Here is a 19,632-nt window from a genome sequence, read left to right as displayed (position 1 = left end):
TGGACGGTGTGGCAGACGGCCGTCCGGGGCTGGGCCGGTGCCCACCGCCCCGGACGGCCGCGCTTCACGTCAGACAGATCTGCCGGGTGTAGTCGGCCACCCCGGTGTCCCAGGAGGCATCCAGGCCGCCCTCCTTCACCCACACCGTCTGGTTGGTGCGCAGCACCCCGATCCGGGTACCGGTCAGGGCCAGCTCGGACACGTCGGTGGCGATCCCGTAGTTCCACAGCGCGCTGACGGAACCCTCCTTGACCCACACCCTCCCGTCGGTGCGCACCACGCCGATCCGGTACCCGGACATCGCGAGCTGCCTCACCCCGGTGGCGACCCCGTAGTCCCACGACGCGCTGACGGAACCCTCCTTGACCCACACCCTTCCATCGGTGCGCACCACGCCGATCCGGTAGCCCGAGAGCACGACCTGAGCGACCTGGTCAGCCACCCCGGTGTCCCAGGATGCGTCCAGGCCGCCCTGCTTGACCCAGACGGTGCGGTCGCGGCGGAGCACCGCGATCCGGTCACCGGACAAGACCAGGTCGCTGACGTAGTCGGCCACGACGACCCAGGACGCGCCCAGACCGCCCTCCTTCACCAGGGCCAGGCCGTCGGGCGTGACGACCCCGATCCGGCCACGACCGGCATCGAGGCGCAGCTTCACCGCTCCCCGATACTCCTCGACCCAGGACGCGTCCGGCTGTCCTTCCTTGACGAGCGCCCGACCGTCGGTCAGAAGTACCCCGATCCGGTTTCCGGCGAGGCTCAGCGCCGACACCGCGTCGTGCTGGATCCCACCCCACGGCGCGCTCACCGCGCCCTCCTTGACGATCGCGGTGCCGTCGAGGCGCAGGGCGCCGATCCGGGGGCCGGCGTACAGGCCCAGGTCACGGGTCACGGTCAGGGCCGGCGCGACCGGACGGGCGGAGCTCGGCGGGGCAGCCGCCGCGGGGCCGGTGGCGACCGCCGTGAGGGACAGGAGCGCCGCGATCAGCACGGCACCCAGGGATGTTGCTCTCCGTCGCATAGGTGATCTCCTCGCACAGGGGGTACCGCACCGCGCTGGCGGTACCCGGAAGGTTTGATGTGATGGGAGTATCTCCATGCCGCGACGGCGCAAACAATCCTCAAAGGACAGTAGCGCTGACATGGACCGCGATGCTATGGCACTGGCTGGCGGCGGCCGGCGCCCCACGTCCCGACTCCGGTGACGAGATGTACTGGGACCTCGCCGACACCACGAGCCAGGCCATCCGGCACTCCCCCGCGATCGCCGGCCGGCCATCGCCCTGGTGGCCCGTAGGGACCCTGCTCAGCACCCTGGCCCTGCTCACCCACGGCCGCACCCTCGCGGAACGTGTCGCCGCCGCAAACGAACATGACGCAGCCGAACGCCGCCTCACCGAGCTGTACATCAAGTCCGTCGAGCAACTCGGCTCCGCCAAGGCTCCGGTCAGGCTCGTTGGCATGCATTCCTTGGAACGCGTCGCCCAAGACAACCCCGCCCATCGCCAGACCGTCACCGACGTGATCTGCGCCTACTTGCGAATGCCCTACGCCCCGCCAATCGAACCCGCAGGCCGGGATTTGGCCTCCAACAGCGAGAGCGCGCCACACCTCGACGTCCCCAAGGACTTGGGAACCACAGAGGGCACAGACAGCTCAGCACACGAAAAACTGCAGGTTCGCCGAGCCGCCCAACGCATCCTCACGAACCATCTGCTCATCAGCGATCCCGATCACCGCAAGGCCGCTGAACCGCCCGATGCCGGCCTCTACCCCAAGTACTGGAATGTCACACTCGACCTCACCGGCGCACACCTGGTCGATTTCGAGTTGAACGACTGCCGCCTCAACACCACCCTGTTCAGCAGAGCAACGTTCGCCGGAGACGCCTCATTCATGGGTACGTCCTTTACCGGCGGCGTTTGGTTCACAGGTGGATCCTTCACGGGCGAAGCCTGGTTCAGCAATACCTGCTTCAGCAGCGAGGCCCTCTTCGTCAAGGTGGCCTTCGCGGGCAGCGTCACGTTCATGGACGCGTCCTTCGCAGAGGACCCGAAGTTCACAAAGGCCCGGACCTCAGACAATGAAGGACAGTGGAACTGGCCTACCGGGTGGAACACCGGCGTACTGAAGGACGGATGGCGTCCGATCGAGCGGGCGCCCTCCCCTTAAGAGCCGACGCGTTGGCCTCCAGGCGGGATTCGCCAACAGGATCTGGGACAGCTACAAGTGGACGGCACTGATCCCCCGGTGCCAAGCAGGCGAGCAAGCCGGGTCGGGGGTCAGCGGGCCAGGTTCGGCGCGAGCGCGTCGGCGAAGTCCTCGGCGAACACGCACGGGTCGTTTCCCGGGGCAGGCTGGTTCGGTCCGGCGGCGGTCACCAGGATCCGGCCGAACGTGGTGTTCCAGCGCACGTGACAGCCGCCCTGACTGTTGGCGTTCTTGGTCGCGCCGGACACGCCCCGGACCGAGGCCGGGGTCGAGGACTGGTCGCCACCCCCGGTGCTGGTGAGGTAGGTGACACTGACACTGGTCAGCTCGCCGTTCCAGCCGGGAGGGTAGACGATCCACCTGCAGACCACTGTGGTCGAATCGTCGAACTGCCGGCCCGCCTGCATGCGGAACCGGGCGACCGTCGCCGCATCGGGGGCCCGGCACGGGTGTGCGAGGCTGGTCAACGGCACCGCGGACGGCTTCGGCGGGTCAGACCGTTTCGACGGCTCGGCCGCCGGGTTGGCTTGCTCGGGGGCCGCGACGGGCGCGTCCACGCGCCGGGTCGCCGGGGCCGTGGGCTGGCTGGCCGTCAGGCTGCGGTGCTGGTCCCGGTAAGCGAAGAACGCGATGACCACGGCGGCGACGGCGGCCACCGATCCGACCGCCGTCCAGTTGATCTCCGATTCCCGCTCCGCCACCACGCCCCCCGCCCGAAAACATCGCGACAGGTAAATATACCGGGCGGACGTCGCGGAGACGCCCCTGGAGCACACCGAGGACGTCCTGGGGCGTTCACCCTTCGAGCGCGCCACCTGCGTTCGGCTTGCCGAGTCGCCGTCCGGGACGTCCTAGGTCACGTCGTCCTCACGTCCCAGGCCTCCTGGCTGACCTCCGGATGGGAGGACTGGCGCAGGGCATCGAGGAGTTCGCGCACTGTGGGTACCCATGACGTGTGGTTGCCGACGATGCTGGTGAGGGCCACGGCGAACAACCCCGAGGCCAGGTCCTGGCGGTGCGCGAGCTGGCGGGCGGCCGGAAGGAGGACGTCGTCGAAGTACCGCATGTCGTCCACCCGGGTGCCGAACTGGTGGTAGACCTCGCTCGCGGCGTGCACGGCGAGGACCGGGCGGCCGGGGAGCAGGTCAGCGACGGAGGCCAGTTGGTCGGCCAACACCTCGGAGGTGACCTCGGTGTCCGGACCGGGCAGGGTGGCGATGGCGAGCCGGACCGCGGACGACAAGCCTGAAGGGCTGGCTGCCAGCAGGGTGACCGCGTCCCGGGCGAGGCACGTGCGCCAGAATCCGGTCGTGCTGTGTTGTCCCCGGCGGTGCGGGCGGCCCAGCGCGTTGACGATCTGCTCCCGTCGGTCCCGGGCGGCGGCCGTCCCGCTGGCGGTCAGTCGGCGGAGGAGGTCGAGCACGTCGTCACGGATCGCACCGGTCCGGATCAGAGCGACGACAGCGGGCAGCGCGTTGTCGCCGGAGGAATCGGTGTCGTCGGCCACCACGGCCAGCAGCTCGTCGAAGCCGCCCTGGTACCAGGGCGCCCAGGTGGCGAAGGCTCCAGATCCTCGGAACCGCACACCGGGGCCGACGGACGCGGCGAGTACCCGGTGGACCAGCTCCGCGTAACCGGGTCTCGACTCCGGCGCGACGTCCTGCGGTTGGGTTTCGAACACTGTGCGCTGCAGCCGTTCGCTGGCGTGTTCGCCGGCCATCGAGGCGAGTGCCGCAAGAGTGCGGGGATCGGCGAATTGCGTCCGGAGCGCCCGTACGAGCGCGATCCGCACGTCGGCGTGCAGATCCGGCAGGGACCAGGCGCGCAACAGTACGTCGACGGCGCCGGGGACCCGCTGACGGACCAGCTGACCGATGACAGCCTTACGCAGGGTGATCTTGGAGCCGTCGGCGAAGAGGCTCTCCTCCAGGAGGGCGCCCAACCGGGACGGGGGCACGAGCTGACAGCATCGGGCCAGGGCTGCGACCGCGACGGCGGATCGCGGCCCGCTCCCGTGCCGCAGAAGCGCGGGGAGCCCCGCCCCGTCGTCGCCGAGGGCGTCGAGCGCCGCCTCGGCGATGACCGGCTCTTCGTGGGCTGACAGGTCGGGAGACAACTGGACCAGGCCTCTGGAGCGCACGGCTGCGAGCCGCACATCGAGAGACAGCGCCCGGTCGGAGATCCGGGTGTCCAGTACTCCGAGGATCCGTTGGGTCTGGGCAGGCGTCCACCGGCCGCTGTCGCGGCCCTGGACGCGGGGAACCCGCAAGGCGTCCGCCAGCACGAGGTCGAGGAGTTCGGTGCGGCGGGTCAGCGTGATTCGTTCGATGACGGACAGGCGTGCTGCGGGCGGATGCTGGTGGATCATGTCCGCGGCACGTTGTTCCCGGGTCGCGGGATCGTGGAGCCACAGGGTCGCGGCTCTGTCCGCCACCGTGTCGGGCGCGTGCCGCACCGCCGTGTGCAGGTCGGCCTGGAGCTCGGCCAGCCGCCAGGCGCGGCGGCCGAGGGCCCGGGCGAGGGCCACCGCGAGCCGGTGGTCGTCGCGGGACCTGGCTGCCTCCAGGTGCGGGCGGAGCACCGCTACCAGGTCATGTTCCTGACCACGACGGAGGACTAGGTCCAGGCGGTGGGTGGTCGGCGCCGGCTCACTGTTCTGCCCGTACCTGGGCCGTCTGCGTGTGCTCGCCGCCGGGATCAGCGGTTCGTCGGGCACGCCCAGACCTTCGGCACCGAATCTGCCCACCAGCTGCTCGAACACCTCCAGCGCCCACCGCGTGACCGCGTGGTCGGGGTGATGGCGCAGCACCCGGCCCGCCAACCGCCGGAGGCTGTCGCGGGTATGGGACGAACAGTCGCGGGCCGCGACGGCATGGGTGGCGAGCTGGCGCAACGCCGGGAGGCAGCGGGCGGCGAGCAGTCGCACCGGAACGGCGGCCAGCGCGCCGAGGAGTTGAACCCGGACGGGGTCCTGTTCGTTGCCCGTCCGTCGGGCCAGCTCGTCCAGGAGTGCGGCGACCAGGTCTGGGTCCCCGCTTCGCGCGGTGCACTCGACGAGCAGTGCCCGGGCCACGCCCCGCAGGCGCGGCTCGCCGGACGTGGCGGCGTGGGTGAGCGGATCGACCGCTTCCTGGAAGGGGAGATGCGCCGTCAGCCGGAGGGGGATTTCGGGATCGTCGGCCCGGCTGCGGGAGGGGTGCCAGGTGGAGGCCTGCCAGTCCAGCATCCGGCGGGCCTCGACCTCCGCCATGTCCGCCGGCAGCCAGGCGAGCAGCGGGAGTGCCCACAGGTCGTCGTGGTCACCGCGGGCGGCGGCGCACGCCGCGAAGACCGTGGCGCGCCGTCCGGGCGGTAGCGCTTTCAGTACGGCGAGCAGCCGTGTCGGGTTGCCACGGACGATCGAGACGATCTCGGTGTCGGTCCAGGTGGCCAGCCTGCGGGTCACCAAGGACGGGAGCAGGGAGGTGTTCCACCCGAAGTGGTACCCCTTGGCGGCGAGGCGCGTGGCGCGGACCGGGTCGGCGTCGAGCAACCTGGCGAACGCGTGGCCCGACGGACGTGCGACGCGCGCTTCCCGCGCATGGCGTTCCCACAGGTCCAGCACGCGCACCGGATCTGCGGCGGCGGTGGCCAGCACCACGGGGCCGAGACGCCGCCACCCGCTCACGCCGAGGCCGGCGAGGGCGGCCAGTTCCCGCTCGACGGTGTCCAGCACCGTCGAGGGGTGCTGTTTGACCAGGGCGTTCCAGGACGTGACCGCGTGCACCAGGCCGGGAAGCCTGGCCGCGACGGTGGCCGTCGTGCAGGCCGGCAGCAGCGCCGCGGCCTCCTGATCTCCGTATCGGGTCGACACCCCCGGCAGGAGGAGGTCCGCGACGTTCCTGCGGCCGGAGTGTCGCAGTGCCCGGTACAGGGCCAGCCGCAGGTCAGTCGGCGCGTCCTGGAGCGCGCGGGTACAGGCCTCGTCGGAGACGGGGAGGGTCCGGACGGCACGCAGGGCGGTCCGCCGCAGGTCGAGGTCGGGCCCGGCGAGCATGTCCTCCACAAAGGACAGGTCCCTGGCGGCCATCGCCAGATGAAGAGCTGTCCGACGCAGGTACCGATCGCCTCGGGCGAGGTCGGCGAGCAGATCGGTGAACGCCGGGGTACCGGCCGCGTGCCGGGCGTACAACGCCAGATGCCGCATCCGCTGCGGGTACGGCAGGTGATGGACGGCGTCCAGGAGGGTTTCGGGAGAGAGCGCACCGCGCTCGTCACGCGCGCTCAACGGCGGGCGGAGGACTCGATTCTGTCGATCATGCGCGCAACCCTGCCATGACCAGAACCAGGTCCGCAAGTCCAATCCGGTTCGTCAGGACTGGGCCCGTCAACGGATTTGCGGGAGGTAAAAGACGGCACTCTCGACAAATCGAGGCCGCCGAACACTACGCCACCATATACGCCGGCACGTTACAGCAAACGACCTGGAGTGACTTCACTATATCCCGGCCCGCCCGAGGAAATAGTCTGAAGAATCGAACGTGGAGCCCCATCCTGGCTGAGTCCCGCCCTCAGTTCACAATAGCGAATCGGGAATATCACATTGACTGCCCACTCGCGTATATACTCACGACCATCAGATTCGCCGATGACACGGCGAGCCCCCAACCAGGACTCCAAGGCAACGATATGCCCAGGTCAAGACCCTGAGATGGTCATCACCACCGATGTGCAGTAGGCCCTCAAATCGTTCCCCGACAGTCGGGAATTGGCTGCGACCATCACGCGGCAAGTTATACTTCCCCCGGGAGATTGAGGCACCAGAGTGGGTGCTACTGTAATTCACATGAGCACTGTATCGTTGCATTTATGCGTCGAACATGTGTTCGAATTCCCCCTCGGACACAGATTTACCGCATCCCTGCGTCTTCTGACGTATGAGTGCTTAAGCGCACTTGAACACTCAGCGATGAGTGGATCAAGTCCGCAGGATGGCCCCGGGCCGGGGTGGTCGCGATGACCGCCTTCACGGTCCGGGCTCTTATCCCTCCCAGGGCAGCGCCTACTGAAACTGCTCAGCCGGTCGAAGCTGAGCAGCAGCCGCGCAATCCCAGACACCACGTTTCGGTGCCGGTACTCCCCCCGCTTCGCGAGAGCGAAGACGTCTACGTCTTGGTCGCCGTGGACTCCTCCGGCAGGATCGTTGCCTCCGAAGCCGCCCAGGCACTCGGGTGGGACGTCGGCACGAGACTGGACCTCCACCGGCAAGGCTGGCTCGCGGTGTTCACCCATGATCCAGATGGGGCACATCGCGTGTCGCGTAACGGTCACTTCAGGCTGCCCGCAACGGTCCGCCACTGGTGCCGACTATCCGCGGGAAGTCGCGCCCTGATCGTGGCCGAGGTTCAGCACCGACGCCTCGTTGTGGTTCCACCTGCCGCGCTGGAGTCGATGGTGATGGAGTCGCTTCGGCGTGCGTTCGGCGGTGACGTTGATGGCTGAGGACACTACTGGCCGGCTTGAGGTCGATGCCGCGCTGCTTCTCCTGGCAAAGCTCGGGTTGACTCCGGCGGATCTCATTGCAGGGGCCGCTGAAATGCGGCCGACTGTTCCCACGTTCGCCGAGTTTGTTCCACAGGTCGTTGGCGCGGTCACCAAGGGCTCTCTGAAGGCGTACGGGTCCTATTGGAACCGGGTGGTCGAGTACTGGGGCGATCGGCGCCTCGATGAGCCCACGCCGCTGGAGATCGAAGCGTTGGGCGAGAGGATCCGGTCCAACCGTGTCCAGCGGCGCAACGGCCGGGATGGCAGCAGCGCGGTGGAGCACTTCATCGGTGCGATGCGGTGCCTGTACAAGCGGGCGGTAGCCAACGGGTTGATCTCTGAGTCTGACAATCCAGCGAGCAAGGTCGCGAAGCCACGGAGGCTGCAAACGACACGAAGGGCCTTGCCCGATGACCGGCTCACGGAGATCAACCGGGTCGCGTCGACAACTGGAACCGACCCCCAGCTGGATGCTTTGATCTTGCGCCTGCACACGGAGACGGCATGCAGGCGAGGTGGAGCACTAGCTCTGCGGCCCATGGATCTGGATTCCGAGCAATGCCTGATCCGGTTGCGGGAGAAGGGCGGCACCGAGCGCTGGCAGCCGGTTTCGCCGACGCTGATGAGGCACCTGGTGGCGCATGCGTCCGAACGGAAAGCCCCGGCGGCAGGTCAACTGCTCCGCTACATGGACGGTCGCCCAATCACTCATCGGCGCTATGACCATCTGTGGCTGCGGATCGGCGAGCACCTCCCATGGGTGACGGTCCAGGGAATCAGTACCCACTGGATCCGTCACACGATCCTCACCTGGGTCGAGCGGACGTTCGGATACGCCGTGGCCAAGGCGTTCGCAGGCCACGGCGATACCAGCGGCGACATGGGCAGCACCATGACCTATGTCAAAGCGGGCCTTGAGGAGATCGCCGCCGCGTTGGCCGCCTTGACCGGCGAGCCGCACCCCTTGGCACCGTGGGCGTCGTGCGGGCCACCTACCACCCCGCAACTGCCGTAGGTAGCGTTCTGGCGCTTGGGGTTCGCCAAGCGCCAGAACGAACGGCCCGAGTGGTTGGGCATTGATCGGCTACTCAGACCAGTGCCGCACCACGACGGTAGAGCCGGTTGGCCATAACCGAACTTCGATGCCGAATGCGCCCAGCGGGTCCAGCCAGGCCTCGGACCACTGTTACGGCTGTGCCTGCACGTCGGTGAACAGCGCCAATGCTCGCAGAAGCTCAGGCCCGTCAATCACGCGGAGCCCGGTTACAGATGCCGCCAGTGCCTCTGCCCCTCGAGTCAGCGTCGTGTTGGTGATGAGCACGGCCGCGTCGGCGTTGGAAACATGCATCGCGCCTACGAGCTGTTGAAGGGCAGCTGGAGGTAGCGGGAAGCTGCCCTTCTTGACCTCGAAGATGATGCGGCGAGCACCCGCAGGGTCCTTCTCGGCGCCCAGAAAGTCATAGCCCCTGTCATCTGGCATCAGGTCAGGGACATCAACTTCGTAGCCCATCCGATCTGCAAGGTGGTAGCCGAGATGTTCGAATTCTCGGTGGGACAACTCCATGAGGCTGATCGGTGCGGAAGGGTCACACCAGCTGGCAGGCAATGGGCCCGCCGGGCCCTGCCGCACAGCGCGGGCAGTCTCGACGGCAACCTCAGACACTGTTACCTGCAGGAAGTGCCGGGCATCGTCTAGGAATTCATCCAGGGTGCGCAGCAGAAGTTTTGCACGGGCCTGTTCATGCGCCTCCTGAATGAGCTCGTGCCTAGCCCCGCGGCGCTCCTTCTTCTTGCCGTGCTCCCACCAGTCCTCCTTTTGATCATTGGTGACCAGGAGAACCATCCGGTCGTCCTCCCGGGCGGAGCTGACATGATCGAGGATCTGCCGCCAAACGAGATAGTCCCCAGCCCGCCGAAGGTTGGTGGATTTGTCGTCGTCTTTGTAGCCTGGGGGAATCTTGTTGGGGTAGCGAAAGGCTGTGGCCTCTTCAACCAGCTCCCGCAGGCGGGCCGGCGGGTACGGCTCGCCGAAGCGGCCTGTCAGTAGCTCATCCAGCGTTTCGTCGACAGCAGTCAAGTTGTCGGGCTGAAGTCCGTAGTCCACCTTCAATCGGTTGAGTTCTTCCGAAGCCGCGCTGAGCCATTCCCGCACATTTGTCTTGATCTCATCCGGATCAACGCATGGGGTCGGCTCTTTCGTTGCGACGCCTCGCAGCTTGTCGATGGCGTAGACGACAGTCTGTATTGTTTCCGCCACCGCCTTGGGAGCCTCAGACAACGCTCGTTTTGCTTCGGTGAGGTCCGCTAGATTGTCCAGCACAGCCTTTTGGCGATTCCGGCGATATTCCAGAATCGCCTGGTGTGGCACCCACAACCGGTCCCTACAGACTTCGAGGACAGCTATCACCTCGGCTCTGACTTCAGGCGGCATCTTGTAGAGGGCGAGCAGCACATTTGCGTCAAGTACCAGGTAGCCGCGCTGGAGGAACTCTCGGGCGTCATGAGTGCCAGCGCTCTGCCAGCCCGGGAACTCGGCCATCACACGCCTCGGCGGTAGCGGTTGCATGAAGCAAGCCTATCGATGACCCCTGTCCCCACACTCGTGTGCCCGTTGCCCACCAGCGCGCAGACCCGGCACCAAAGGGTCGCCTCAGCGCCCGACGCCTGAAGTGCCATGAGGGTACCGCCGGTGTCAGGCCTGAGGCGCACAATGACACCTTCAGATGAGGAGGCCGCTGGTGGCTAGCCCGGTACAGATCGCAAAGTTGATCAGCTATGCCCTGGCAAATCTCGGCGCCGAAAACGGGCACCATCAGTTCGAGCATCTGTGCAGGCATCTGGCGAAACGGCGCATCGCCAGCAACGTCCTGCCAGCAACCGGTCCGGTTTCGGCTGGTGGTGACCAGAGCCGTGACTTCGAGACCTTCCACACCTACCTACAGAACGAGCTGCGGTTCTCGATCGGGTACGTAGGACTCGCCGCCGAAGACACGGTGGTGTTCGCCTGCACGATCCAGAAGGACCGGCTGCGTGCGAAGTTCGAAGCCGACATCCAAGGCATCTGCACGCAGGGAACACCGGTCGACAGGATCTACATCTTCTCGACCGAGAACCTGCCCACGGGCCTGCGCCACGACATCATCACCTGGGGCGAGCAGAACCACCACGTCGCCGTGGAGATCCTAGACCGGGCCGCGATCGCAGAACTGCTGGCAGATTCCGACCTGTACTGGATCGCCGAGGAGTACCTGAGCCTGCCGTCAGAGCTGGCTCCCCCTCCGCCGAGCCCCGATCCGGAGACTCCCGGCTGGTACGCCGAGCTACGCGCCTTCTGGCACGAACCTCACCGTCAGCCGTCCAACCTTGGCGACTTCGTGGAACTCAGGCGCGGCCTTCGGCACGCCAAGCGGCCGGGCCCCGCCCGCGAAGACCTCGACAGCTGGCTGAGCTTGACGCGCGTGTTCATCGACGGAGTGCACCCTGGCAGCGATTTCTGGTTGATGTCGGTCTACGAGTCCGCGACCGCCCACGCGCACGCCAAAGCCGACCTCCGACCCATCGACGACCTCGTCCGCAGGTTCGCCGCCACCGTGAGCACGACGCGGGACCCAACGATCCTGTTCAACGCCAGCATCCTGTTCCAGGTCACCGCCACCGCGGCGCTGTTCGGACACACCGACATCCCTCTCAGCGAGATCTCGACCTGGCTTCCGCCGATTCGACGCCACCTGGACACACTCCTGGAAGAACCATCCGGCCCCAACAACCACGCCGGCCTACTCCAAGTGGCGGCTCACCTGGCTTTCCACGTCGACTTCTCCGACATCACCACCAACGGTCGCACGGTCACTCTCGACGACCTCGACGAACGCCACACCCAGCTGATCTCCGCGCTGGAAAGCGGTGAACTCCAAGGACACACCGGCAAGGTTCCCCTCGTCGACGTCGACGGCGGGATGCGCAGGCTCACGCAACTCGCCGACCTACTCCCGCAGGCACCCGCCTACCCCATAGACACCTTCGCGACCATCATCGACCTGCTCGCCCCGAGTCTGCGCGGACATCCGCTGTACCGGCAGGTGTGCCACGGCCTCGACGCGGCAGTGCAACGCCAGGAAGGCGAAGCCGCCGTCGCCGTCAAGTGTCGCCGACGCGCCACCGCCCTCGTCAAGGACGGCCTGCCACTCGAAGCGCTACGAGAGTTCCACAACGCCAAGGTCAACTGGTTCCACGGCGACACCCTGCCCGGCACCTTGCGAGTGCTCGCCGGCATCGCCGACATCTATGCCGACCTGGGCATGTACCTGGCAGCGAAGAAGTACGCGCTCGCGCTGGCCTCCCTTGCCAGAACAAGCGCGGATGCCGACGACAGAAACCTGGTGCCCATCGGGTTGTTCGCCGCCTCCGGCTACGACCACAACTGCGGCGCTTGGATCGCCTCTGCGGACCTGGCCTCCATCGCGTGCCTTGCCCATCATGCCTACGCCCCCAACAGTGGGGACCTAACCGAACACCCTCTGCTGCTCGACGCCGCGACGCAGCAGGCGACGACGATCCTGATCGCCCGCCAAACCCGGCCACAGTTCGAAGACACGCTTTGGCAACTGCTCGGCCGCGGACACCTCGACGGCCTGGTTCGCCAGTTCGTGGACACCACCGAAAGCGCGGCCGTCCGCACCACAGACCAGTGGTTGGACTGGCTGCCCGAACGCACTGGACTCCCGTTCGCAGACGCAGGCCCCCGACGCTGGCTGACCTTCCACGCATTGGGTACCTACTGGAAGATCCACTGCGACAATAGCCAACCCACGGTGCTGGCCTTGGAGGACTTCGCCTCGACCCTGCAGATCCTGCTGGTCGAGTTCGCCACCCTCGACAGCGTTCATCTCCCCCACGACGTCAACATCGAGATCCGCACCTACCCGGCCGCAGCCCAGCCGGCGCGCACCGCCCAGACGCTCGTCAAAGACGGCTGCCGCTTCTGGCTCCTGCACATGGCTGCCGAGCCGCACGCAGACGACCTCGAATCCGGCCGTGAGCACGTGCTCGGACTCGCTTTCCAGGTCCTGGCCGCAAACTCCCTGCGCTCGAGGGAGTCCTTCGCCGAGCTCATGGAACAGGCCGCCCGCAACGGCGTGTTCCACAAGGTCGAAATCGGCCGGCCCTACCACGAACTCGCCAACTTCCGACCCAGCCAAGAACCGCCGCTGGCAGGTCACCAACACAAGCCCCTGTTCGCAGTGGGGCTGCCCCAGCCCCACTGGTGCTCCCCGCACCTCACCCCGCCCACCGGCCCCGGCCCCGGCTACGAGCCGAACAAGGCCCAGCAGATCATCGCCGAAAGGTATGAGCTGCTGCCCATCCCCATCCGGTACACGCTGCCCGCCCTCCTGGCCGAGGAAGGCACGCGAAACCTGTTCCAGCAGCTACGCGACAAGGGCTGGAAAGACTGGCACCTACTGGTCTCCATCATGAACATCACCGTCAACCACCGGCTGACCACCCGCCACGGTGCCTTGACCGCCGAAATGGCTTCGTTCCTCAAAGAGGAAATCCTTCAGGAGCTACATCGCGAAGAGCAGCCCGAGGACCCCCGCATCGTCCCTTCACAACTCACCCCAGACGCCATGCATCAGGCCATCATTCGAGCAGCTCTCAGTAGCCTCCGGCACTGGGATCTCCAACTTCACCACGGTGACACGCCTACCGACGCCGTCATGGCAATCCTCGCCGAGCGGTACGGATTTTGGACTGACGACTCCCCCCATCAGTGGCCCCGCCAACGGAATTGACCAGTGAATGCAGTCGCCCCACGTCTCCAGCGCCTCGGACTACCCATCGCTAGTCCGAGATTGGCGGACGGTGGCAGTGGTGCGCGCGAGAGGGTGTGGTTCGGCAGTGAGCGTGGCCAGCGCGAGGGCGACTTCATAGATGTCTGCACGGACGTAGGTTGCAGTGGCTCCGATTTCTCGGCGGCCGTTGTGCCCGGCGTAGGGCCGGGCGACGGCATACCCGAAAACGCGTTCGACCCAGGTGAGCGTGGTGTATCGCAGCCAGTGGGTGCTGATCTGTTGCGCGGCCACCCAGGGCAGGTGCTTGCCGATTCTGACCCACAGGTGGTCATAGCGGCGATGAGTGATGGGGCTGCCGTTGTTGTAGCGCAGGAGCGGGCCGAAGGGGTCCCCGTCTCCTCGTTCGTCTCGGTGGACGGTGAGGTGGTGCATGAGTGTGGGTGAGACGGGTTGCCAGCGTTCGGTTCCGCCTTTCTCTCGGAGTCGGATGAGGCAGTTCTCTTCGTCGAGGTCGAATGGACGCAGGGCTAGTGCTCCGCCGCGGCGGCAGGCGGTCTCGGTGTGTGTTCGGATGAGGAGGGTGTCGAGGTGTGGGTCGTTGCCCGTGGTTGCGACGGTGGTGTTGATCTCGTGGAGTTGGGCGTCTAGGAGCGCTCGGCGGTTGCTGGCCAGGCGGCGGGGTTTCGGGACTCGTCGTGCGGGGTTGTTGTGTTCGTGGATGAGGCCGTCGTCCTCGGCGAAGCGATAGACGCAGCGCAGGGCGCCGATGAGGTGTTCTGCGGCCGATCGGCCGCCCCGGGTGTTGCGGCGCACGATGACGTCGGTCTTGACGTGCTCGACGAGCTGGGTGATCTCCAGCGGTGTGGGTTCATCAAGGCGGCGGTCGCCCCAGACCTCGATCACTTTTCGCCAGTAGGTGTCGTACACGCCGGCGGTTGCGTCGGAGACGGCCAGTGCGACCTTGCCGATGTATTCGGCGAGGGTGGGCATGGGCCGGGTGGTGCTGGCGTCGCCGATTAGCGGTTGTGGGTCGATGCCCATCCGGGCGAGGATCACCCGGGCCGCTTCCAGTTCCGCGGGCGAGGTCATGGGGCGTCACTGTCAAAGCGGGTGTGGAAGTCTCGGATCATGGACTCCAGCGCGTGGCCTGTGTATGCGAGCAGCAGGTCATGCTGTGGTGCTGCGGCGATCAAGAGGCGATCGCCTCCCTGGAGCCGGCAGTCGTGGCGAACTCGTGCTGGGAGCCGTAGATGACCTTGCTTGGTGACCTGGAGTGGGCCTTCCCTGCGGACCAGGAGCACACCGTTGGCTGGCCGGGCAATGATCTGTATTGCGGTTCCCGACGTCCAACCCAGCGTTTTGATGGGCGTACTGTCGGCAAGTCGGCCGTGTCGGTCCATCACTGTCACCGTGTAGTGCAGATCGAGCCAGTGGGTCTTCCCTGTCAGACACGCGATCGAGAACTGGTCGTGTGCTCCGGACTCCCCGGGCGGGTCCCCGGTCAGGGGTGCACGATAAGTGGGGGGCACTAGGCCTGCAACCAAGGCGCTGGTGCTCAGTTCCCCACGAGAGTGCGTTGCATGCCTGAGGCCCGTTCCGGGAGGGCGTCCCGGCGAGACGCGCTCCCATCGGCCGGTCTTGCGCGCGAATTCGATCTGCCCGCTTTCGGGTTGATCCTCGATTGGTCTGGGATCTGCAGCATGGGTGCTGTTCATGATCGCTACGCTTCCGCGCTGGGGCGTCCGCTGACAGGGAGCAAGTGTGAGCATCCGGGTGCATGCGCGCGTGGTCGCAGGTCGGCCAAGTCGGCTGAGGAGCCGCCGCTGGATTGGACGGCGGGCTGGCTCGGATCGTGTGGTCGAAGTCCACCCGGGCAGGGAGCAGCAACTCGCTGTACGACAGCCCCGCAAGCCCCGACACTTTGAAGGTGTTCATCAACTCGCGGGGCCCAGGCCTCACCGCCGATCAGGTTCACGAGTTGAACGACGACTTCTACACAGCGCGTCCGTTCGAGTTCTTCGCGTCCCGGATCGCTTCGCTGCTCGCTTCATCAAGGGTGCCTGCGGCCTGCGCCGATGAAGACCTGGGTTCGGACTTCGCTGCGGTGCTCGGGTTCGCTGACGCATCTGAGGTCTTGCGCATCGGCGACTCAGCCCGGGCGGAGCAGCTTGCCATCGACTCCCTCGCGGTTCGTCATCATGCGGCCGAGGCTCTGGTTCGGCTGTACCACGCGCTGACCATCGGCGTGCGAAGCGGCGGTGCCGCGCCGCCCTGCTTGTGGGCCTCCATCGCCGATGGCCCACGGATGACATCCCACTTGGTCGAGGCGGCGATGGCGCGCCTTGCCTCCGATGCGGGTAGGGAGGAGTTTCCTGGGCTTGTTCTGCGGCCCGGCTGGCAGGATAGCGACTCCCCGCCCGCTGAGTTGATGACTCAGGCGCAGCTCATGGTGGAGTGGCTGTGCCATGGCCTGCAGTTGCTGGATCGTGACGACATCGACGTCAACGCCGCGCACAACAAGCTCAAGCACGGGCTCGCGGTGAGGTCGCGTGACGATCTTCGGGTCACGTTCGTCGAGGGGCCACTCAACCCGGACGGCACGGTACCGCTCAGCGCGCTGAACGCCGAGGGGGCCATTGATCTGATCGACTCGATCAGTCTGGACTGCCTGTCTAGGCCACGCACCGTCAACGGCAGGAAGCAGGGCCTGGAGGTCACCACACTGCGGTTGAAGCCTGCGACCGTGTTGGCGGAGGCGTGGATGTTAGCGCTGACCTACGGGGCAATGTTCCACGTTGCCGCAGCGACGCACTTCCACAGCCGCGAAGTACAGATTTCCCCCTATCCGGCGGTACCGCTGGAGCCGACGCCCGACCAAATGCTGAGAAACTCAGTCATCGGGTTCAGGCATCCCCTGACCACGCCTCCCAGCGGCGGGCAGATTGACAGAGGATCAGGGTTCGCGTTTCACGAGGGCTTCGTACCGATGAACATCGACCATGCCGCGCGACGCACCACCCTGGTCGCCGACAACTAAGCCTGGAACTCGGCCTACGAGTGCGTCGTACGAGCCGCGAAGTCTGCCACCGCCATCGTCGCCGAGCACGCTAGCCGCACGCCGATAGACTGATCGTCCCTGCCCGGGGGGATGCCTGTGTCACGCCGACGTCGCGTCGCCGTACTCGACGGCGCTCATCCCCACGGGGCCCAGCTCAGACGGAAGCCGCGTCATTGACACCTCTGCAGACCACGCTCCTGGCCGCCGGCGTCGGAACCGGTGTCGCGCTTGTGGTGGACTTCCTCCTCAAGCCCCGGTTGGAGGCCCGCAAGGCCCGAATCCAGGCCACTTTCACCACCCGCGAGACGTTGCGCTCGACGATCACCGCGATCGGCATCGCCGCGCAGCACGCCGTCGTCGAGCTACCACGCGATCTGGATCCTGAACTCCGTGATCGACTCCGCGAGGAGCAGACCCGCGTGTACTTACGGCTGCGCGATGACCTGACGCGCACACTCGTCGATGACATCGGCCGATTCGCTGGCTCCTACCTCGGGGGACCGGTTCAGCAGACGGTGATCGACTACACCAGCGCTGTCCGTGGCATCGTGCTTTCCCGCCGGCCCCGAACCGAGCAGGGACGGGAGATCGCCCAGCTCAGCGTCGCGGTGCTCGGCGTGCTGTACCCAGGACGGCGGCTGTGGCAGTACCCGACCAGGGTCACCGACACCCGAAAGCGGCTTCGGGACGCCCTTGCCGGCGACGACGCGGCACCTTGAAGTACCGCGTGCGGCACCGGGACTTGCGCGTTCCTCGGACCCCAACGTTGGTGGATGCAGCCGGCGCGGGCAAGGCAATGAACCGCGTCGTCGGTGCGCACTGCCTGACCTGCAGCACAGGCGCTGCCGTCGAGTTGGCCATACTCGTTAGCACGCGACCCGGTATCGACATTACTACCGTTGAACCGCGTGGACACGGAGGTCGACTCAGGTCGAACGACTAGTAGAACTCCCTCGGCAATTTCCAAGAAATCCCTGGCTAGTCGAGCCAGGACGGCGGTCCATCGAAAGGCGCAGTTTCATAGACTTGCGCAAAAACTTGGGCCGCCGCCCTAGCGGCTTCCACTAGCTGGGCCCGGGACATTTCGAGGTCACCAACTATATTGATTCGGACTACACCCTGTCGAAGTTCGTTTACGACGATGTCACATCCACTCAGAGCGTCCAGCGCGGCTGCCTTTGCTTCACAGTGCTTCTCAAGCGATTCGATACAGGTGACCACGAGATACAAGCGGCGGTTGTTGTCGAAGACTGAGACCGACGCGGTGCCTCTCCAAGAATTTTCGCCCTCTTGGATCCAGTAGAAGGTCGGCTCTTGACTCCAAGTATCAAACCATCTCTCCTCCTGACACTCCGGCAAAAGTTTGTGCTCCGCCAGACACCGGTAGATTGGCTCCACGCCAACCACGGCCATATATCCCAATTCTGCCGGCTGCCCAGCTTGCCCGAGACTGCTCGTAATGATCCCCAGTGCGGTCCCGGCTTCAGATAACGCTAGCCCTCCACTAAAACCACCCCTTGCCATTGCGGACAGTATGTAATGCAGATTGGGAGTGTCGCGGCGGCTGATGACGGCATTAATTTCAGCCCTCGCCGCAATTAGTACTGGCGTTACCGTGAACGGAATCGGAGGATACCCCATAACGATGGCTTCTGACAGTAGAAGATATTCTTCGTCGATCGGATCGTCATCCATCTGATCTCCCAGAATCACAGATGGGCACCTATCTCCAGGTTCAGCGACTTTAAACGCTGCGACATCCACTCGCTCGTCGGAGTGATAAAACGGACCGGAGATCAACTTTAGTTCCACATCGTCACCGAAGGCGTCGGCGGCCGGGAACCCTACAGCGGTAACAGCCTTTCCCTCAACAACATGTCGCGCGGTGACAAAGACGCCTTCGCCGACATGTACTGCCGAGCCAATCCCATCGATACCATTGCAGTCTTTTACAGCAACATAGGCTATTGCGGCAGAATACTCCACACATAGAAGCCGAGCCGTTTCCGTGTCCATCGCACCATCCGATCAGGATGCGGGAAGCTACGCAACACAGCCCGCGTTCTCGTCGACCTTCCCGCCCACCTTCGCCTGGATGACTGAACCCCAAATTCGACCAGGTCGACTGTGGCTTCTACTGTCGTCGGCGTCGCGGTATGTCGAGGGGAGAACACGAACCACCCTCACCGGCCGGAGAAGCTGGTTGCGGCTACTGCGCAGTCAGCCGTTTCACACCAGACTGCTACCACCCTCGCCAGCGGATCAAGCATCGCATGGTCGACCACTGGCGCAAGTGAGCGGCATGTTCCTGGAACTGCGGTACCAACCTCGGCTCGCGCCGCCGCTTCTCAGTAGCGTCTGCGCTGGCAGTACGCCCTTACAGCGCGGCGCCAACCTCGACGCGACGTGTCGCGCTTGTGCCAGTCAGCGGGTCAGATGCGCACATTTCGGGACTGTTATCGGACACTGAAACACCCTGATAATTCACACTCGCCTATATCTACCCTGGGTTAGACCGGGGTCACCCACGGCCCTGGGCTCGATGGGGAGGTGAGTGATGAAGGTGGCATCCCGCATGGTGGTGGGCTTGTTGGCCACCCTCGCGATGTTCTTCACGGCCGCGCCGGTGGCGGTGGCGGCGGAACCCGGGACCGATGCCTCGGGTGGTGGTTGCTGGACGAACTCCGGGGCCAGGCCGTGCCTGTCCTACCGGGGCTCGACCCGCACTCTGGTGACCGACTTCTACGTCCAGTCCTGGAACGGGGTGGCCCCGTCGGGGACGGCCACGGTCTGGGTGGTCATCAACGGCTGGGACTACCGCCGCATGGGCACCGTGTGCACCGCCTCGCTCGGCCGGTACGGGGCCTGGTCGACGGGGGCGAATGGTTCGGGTTCGGCGTGGGTGGAAGTCGACTTCCGCACCCCGTCGGGCGCCTGGCTGATGACCGCCTACAGCCCGGATCAGTACTACCCCTGACCCGCGACTGCGGCGAAGAGGGAACCGTGGGGTGCCTCCCGATTGGAGCTCGGGAGGCACCCCACGGCCGT

General features: G+C 65.9%; 12 protein-coding genes. 6 read left to right on the top strand and 6 right to left on the bottom strand.

Features of this window, described 5'->3' with window-relative positions:
* Window positions 1-64: 64 nt before the first annotated feature.
* Complete coding sequence (locus PT931_RS33685) at window positions 65-1,021, bottom strand: hypothetical protein (protein ID WP_456249761.1); 957 nt, start codon at window positions 1,019-1,021, stop codon at window positions 65-67.
* A 188-nt stretch (window positions 1,022-1,209) separates the two neighbouring features.
* Here PT931_RS33685 and PT931_RS33680 point away from each other — a divergent pair, with 188 nt between their 5' ends.
* The gene (locus PT931_RS33680; RefSeq protein WP_456249760.1) at window positions 1,210-2,172 is read left to right on the top strand and encodes a pentapeptide repeat-containing protein; all 963 of its coding nucleotides are present in this window, start codon (window positions 1,210-1,212) and stop codon (window positions 2,170-2,172) included.
* 110 nt (window positions 2,173-2,282) lie between these two features.
* Here the strand turns inward: PT931_RS33680 and PT931_RS33675 are convergent, their stop codons facing one another.
* Complete coding sequence (locus PT931_RS33675) at window positions 2,283-2,912, bottom strand: DUF3558 family protein (RefSeq protein ID WP_456249759.1); 630 nt, start codon at window positions 2,910-2,912, stop codon at window positions 2,283-2,285.
* Between the two features lie 155 nt (window positions 2,913-3,067).
* Window positions 3,068-6,397: a hypothetical protein gene (locus tag PT931_RS33670; RefSeq protein ID WP_456249758.1), complete on the bottom strand. Its 3,330-nt coding sequence runs from the start codon at window positions 6,395-6,397 to the stop codon at window positions 3,068-3,070.
* A gap of 1,287 nt (window positions 6,398-7,684) precedes the next feature.
* Between PT931_RS33670 and PT931_RS33665 the strand changes: the two genes are divergently transcribed.
* Entirely contained in the window at window positions 7,685-8,749 is a 1,065-nt protein-coding gene (locus PT931_RS33665) for a tyrosine-type recombinase/integrase (protein ID WP_456249757.1), read from the top strand.
* 171 nt (window positions 8,750-8,920) lie between these two features.
* Here the strand turns inward: PT931_RS33665 and PT931_RS33660 are convergent, their stop codons facing one another.
* A complete protein-coding gene (locus PT931_RS33660; protein WP_456249756.1) occupies window positions 8,921-10,300 on the bottom strand; it encodes a PIN-like domain-containing protein in 1,380 nt (459 codons plus the stop codon).
* 172 nt (window positions 10,301-10,472) lie between these two features.
* Here PT931_RS33660 and PT931_RS33655 point away from each other — a divergent pair, with 172 nt between their 5' ends.
* Window positions 10,473-13,526 carry a hypothetical protein gene (locus PT931_RS33655; protein WP_456249755.1) on the top strand — a complete coding sequence of 1,018 codons (3,054 nt, stop codon included), beginning with the start codon at window positions 10,473-10,475 and terminating at the stop codon, window positions 13,524-13,526.
* A gap of 39 nt (window positions 13,527-13,565) precedes the next feature.
* Here PT931_RS33655 and PT931_RS33650 read toward each other — a convergent pair whose 3' ends face one another.
* A complete protein-coding gene (locus tag PT931_RS33650) occupies window positions 13,566-14,615 on the bottom strand; it encodes a tyrosine-type recombinase/integrase (RefSeq protein ID WP_456249754.1) in 1,050 nt (349 codons plus the stop codon).
* 889 nt (window positions 14,616-15,504) lie between these two features.
* Here PT931_RS33650 and PT931_RS33645 point away from each other — a divergent pair.
* Together PT931_RS33645 and PT931_RS33640 are read left to right on the top strand one after the other, a co-directional pair.
* Complete coding sequence (locus PT931_RS33645) at window positions 15,505-16,563, top strand: hypothetical protein (RefSeq protein ID WP_456249753.1); 1,059 nt, start codon at window positions 15,505-15,507, stop codon at window positions 16,561-16,563.
* Between the two features lie 194 nt (window positions 16,564-16,757).
* Window positions 16,758-17,303, top strand: coding sequence for a hypothetical protein (locus PT931_RS33640; protein WP_456249752.1), 546 nt, complete (start codon window positions 16,758-16,760; stop codon window positions 17,301-17,303).
* A gap of 259 nt (window positions 17,304-17,562) precedes the next feature.
* On the opposite strand, the gene PT931_RS33635 is transcribed toward PT931_RS33640, so the two are convergent.
* Window positions 17,563-18,570: a S1 family peptidase gene (locus PT931_RS33635; RefSeq protein ID WP_456249751.1), complete on the bottom strand. Its 1,008-nt coding sequence runs from the start codon at window positions 18,568-18,570 to the stop codon at window positions 17,563-17,565.
* A 571-nt stretch (window positions 18,571-19,141) separates the two neighbouring features.
* On the opposite strand from PT931_RS33635, the gene PT931_RS33630 reads away from it, so the two are divergent.
* Window positions 19,142-19,561: a hypothetical protein gene (locus tag PT931_RS33630; protein ID WP_456249750.1), complete on the top strand. Its 420-nt coding sequence runs from the start codon at window positions 19,142-19,144 to the stop codon at window positions 19,559-19,561.
* Window positions 19,562-19,632 lie beyond the last annotated feature (71 nt).

The organism is Longispora urticae (assembly GCF_053902585.1).
Note: the sequence above shows the minus strand (reverse complement) of the source record. Positions and strands in the feature narration are given on the sequence as shown.

Bases quoted from the DNA above. Each gene is read 5' to 3' on its own strand.
- PT931_RS33685 (WP_456249761.1), bottom strand. From the start codon at position 1,021: ATGCGACGGAGAGCAACATCCCTGGGTGCCGTGCTGATCGCGGCGCTC.
- PT931_RS33680 (WP_456249760.1), top strand. From the start codon at position 1,210: ATGTACTGGGACCTCGCCGACACCACGAGCCAGGCCATCCGGCACTCC.
- PT931_RS33670 (WP_456249758.1), bottom strand. From the start codon at position 6,397: ATGCGGCATCTGGCGTTGTACGCCCGGCACGCGGCCGGTACCCCGGCG.
- PT931_RS33665 (WP_456249757.1), top strand. From the start codon at position 7,685: ATGGCTGAGGACACTACTGGCCGGCTTGAGGTCGATGCCGCGCTGCTT.
- PT931_RS33660 (WP_456249756.1), bottom strand. From the start codon at position 10,300: ATGCAACCGCTACCGCCGAGGCGTGTGATGGCCGAGTTCCCGGGCTGG.
- PT931_RS33650 (WP_456249754.1), bottom strand. From the start codon at position 14,615: ATGACCTCGCCCGCGGAACTGGAAGCGGCCCGGGTGATCCTCGCCCGG.
- PT931_RS33630 (WP_456249750.1), top strand. From the start codon at position 19,142: ATGAAGGTGGCATCCCGCATGGTGGTGGGCTTGTTGGCCACCCTCGCG.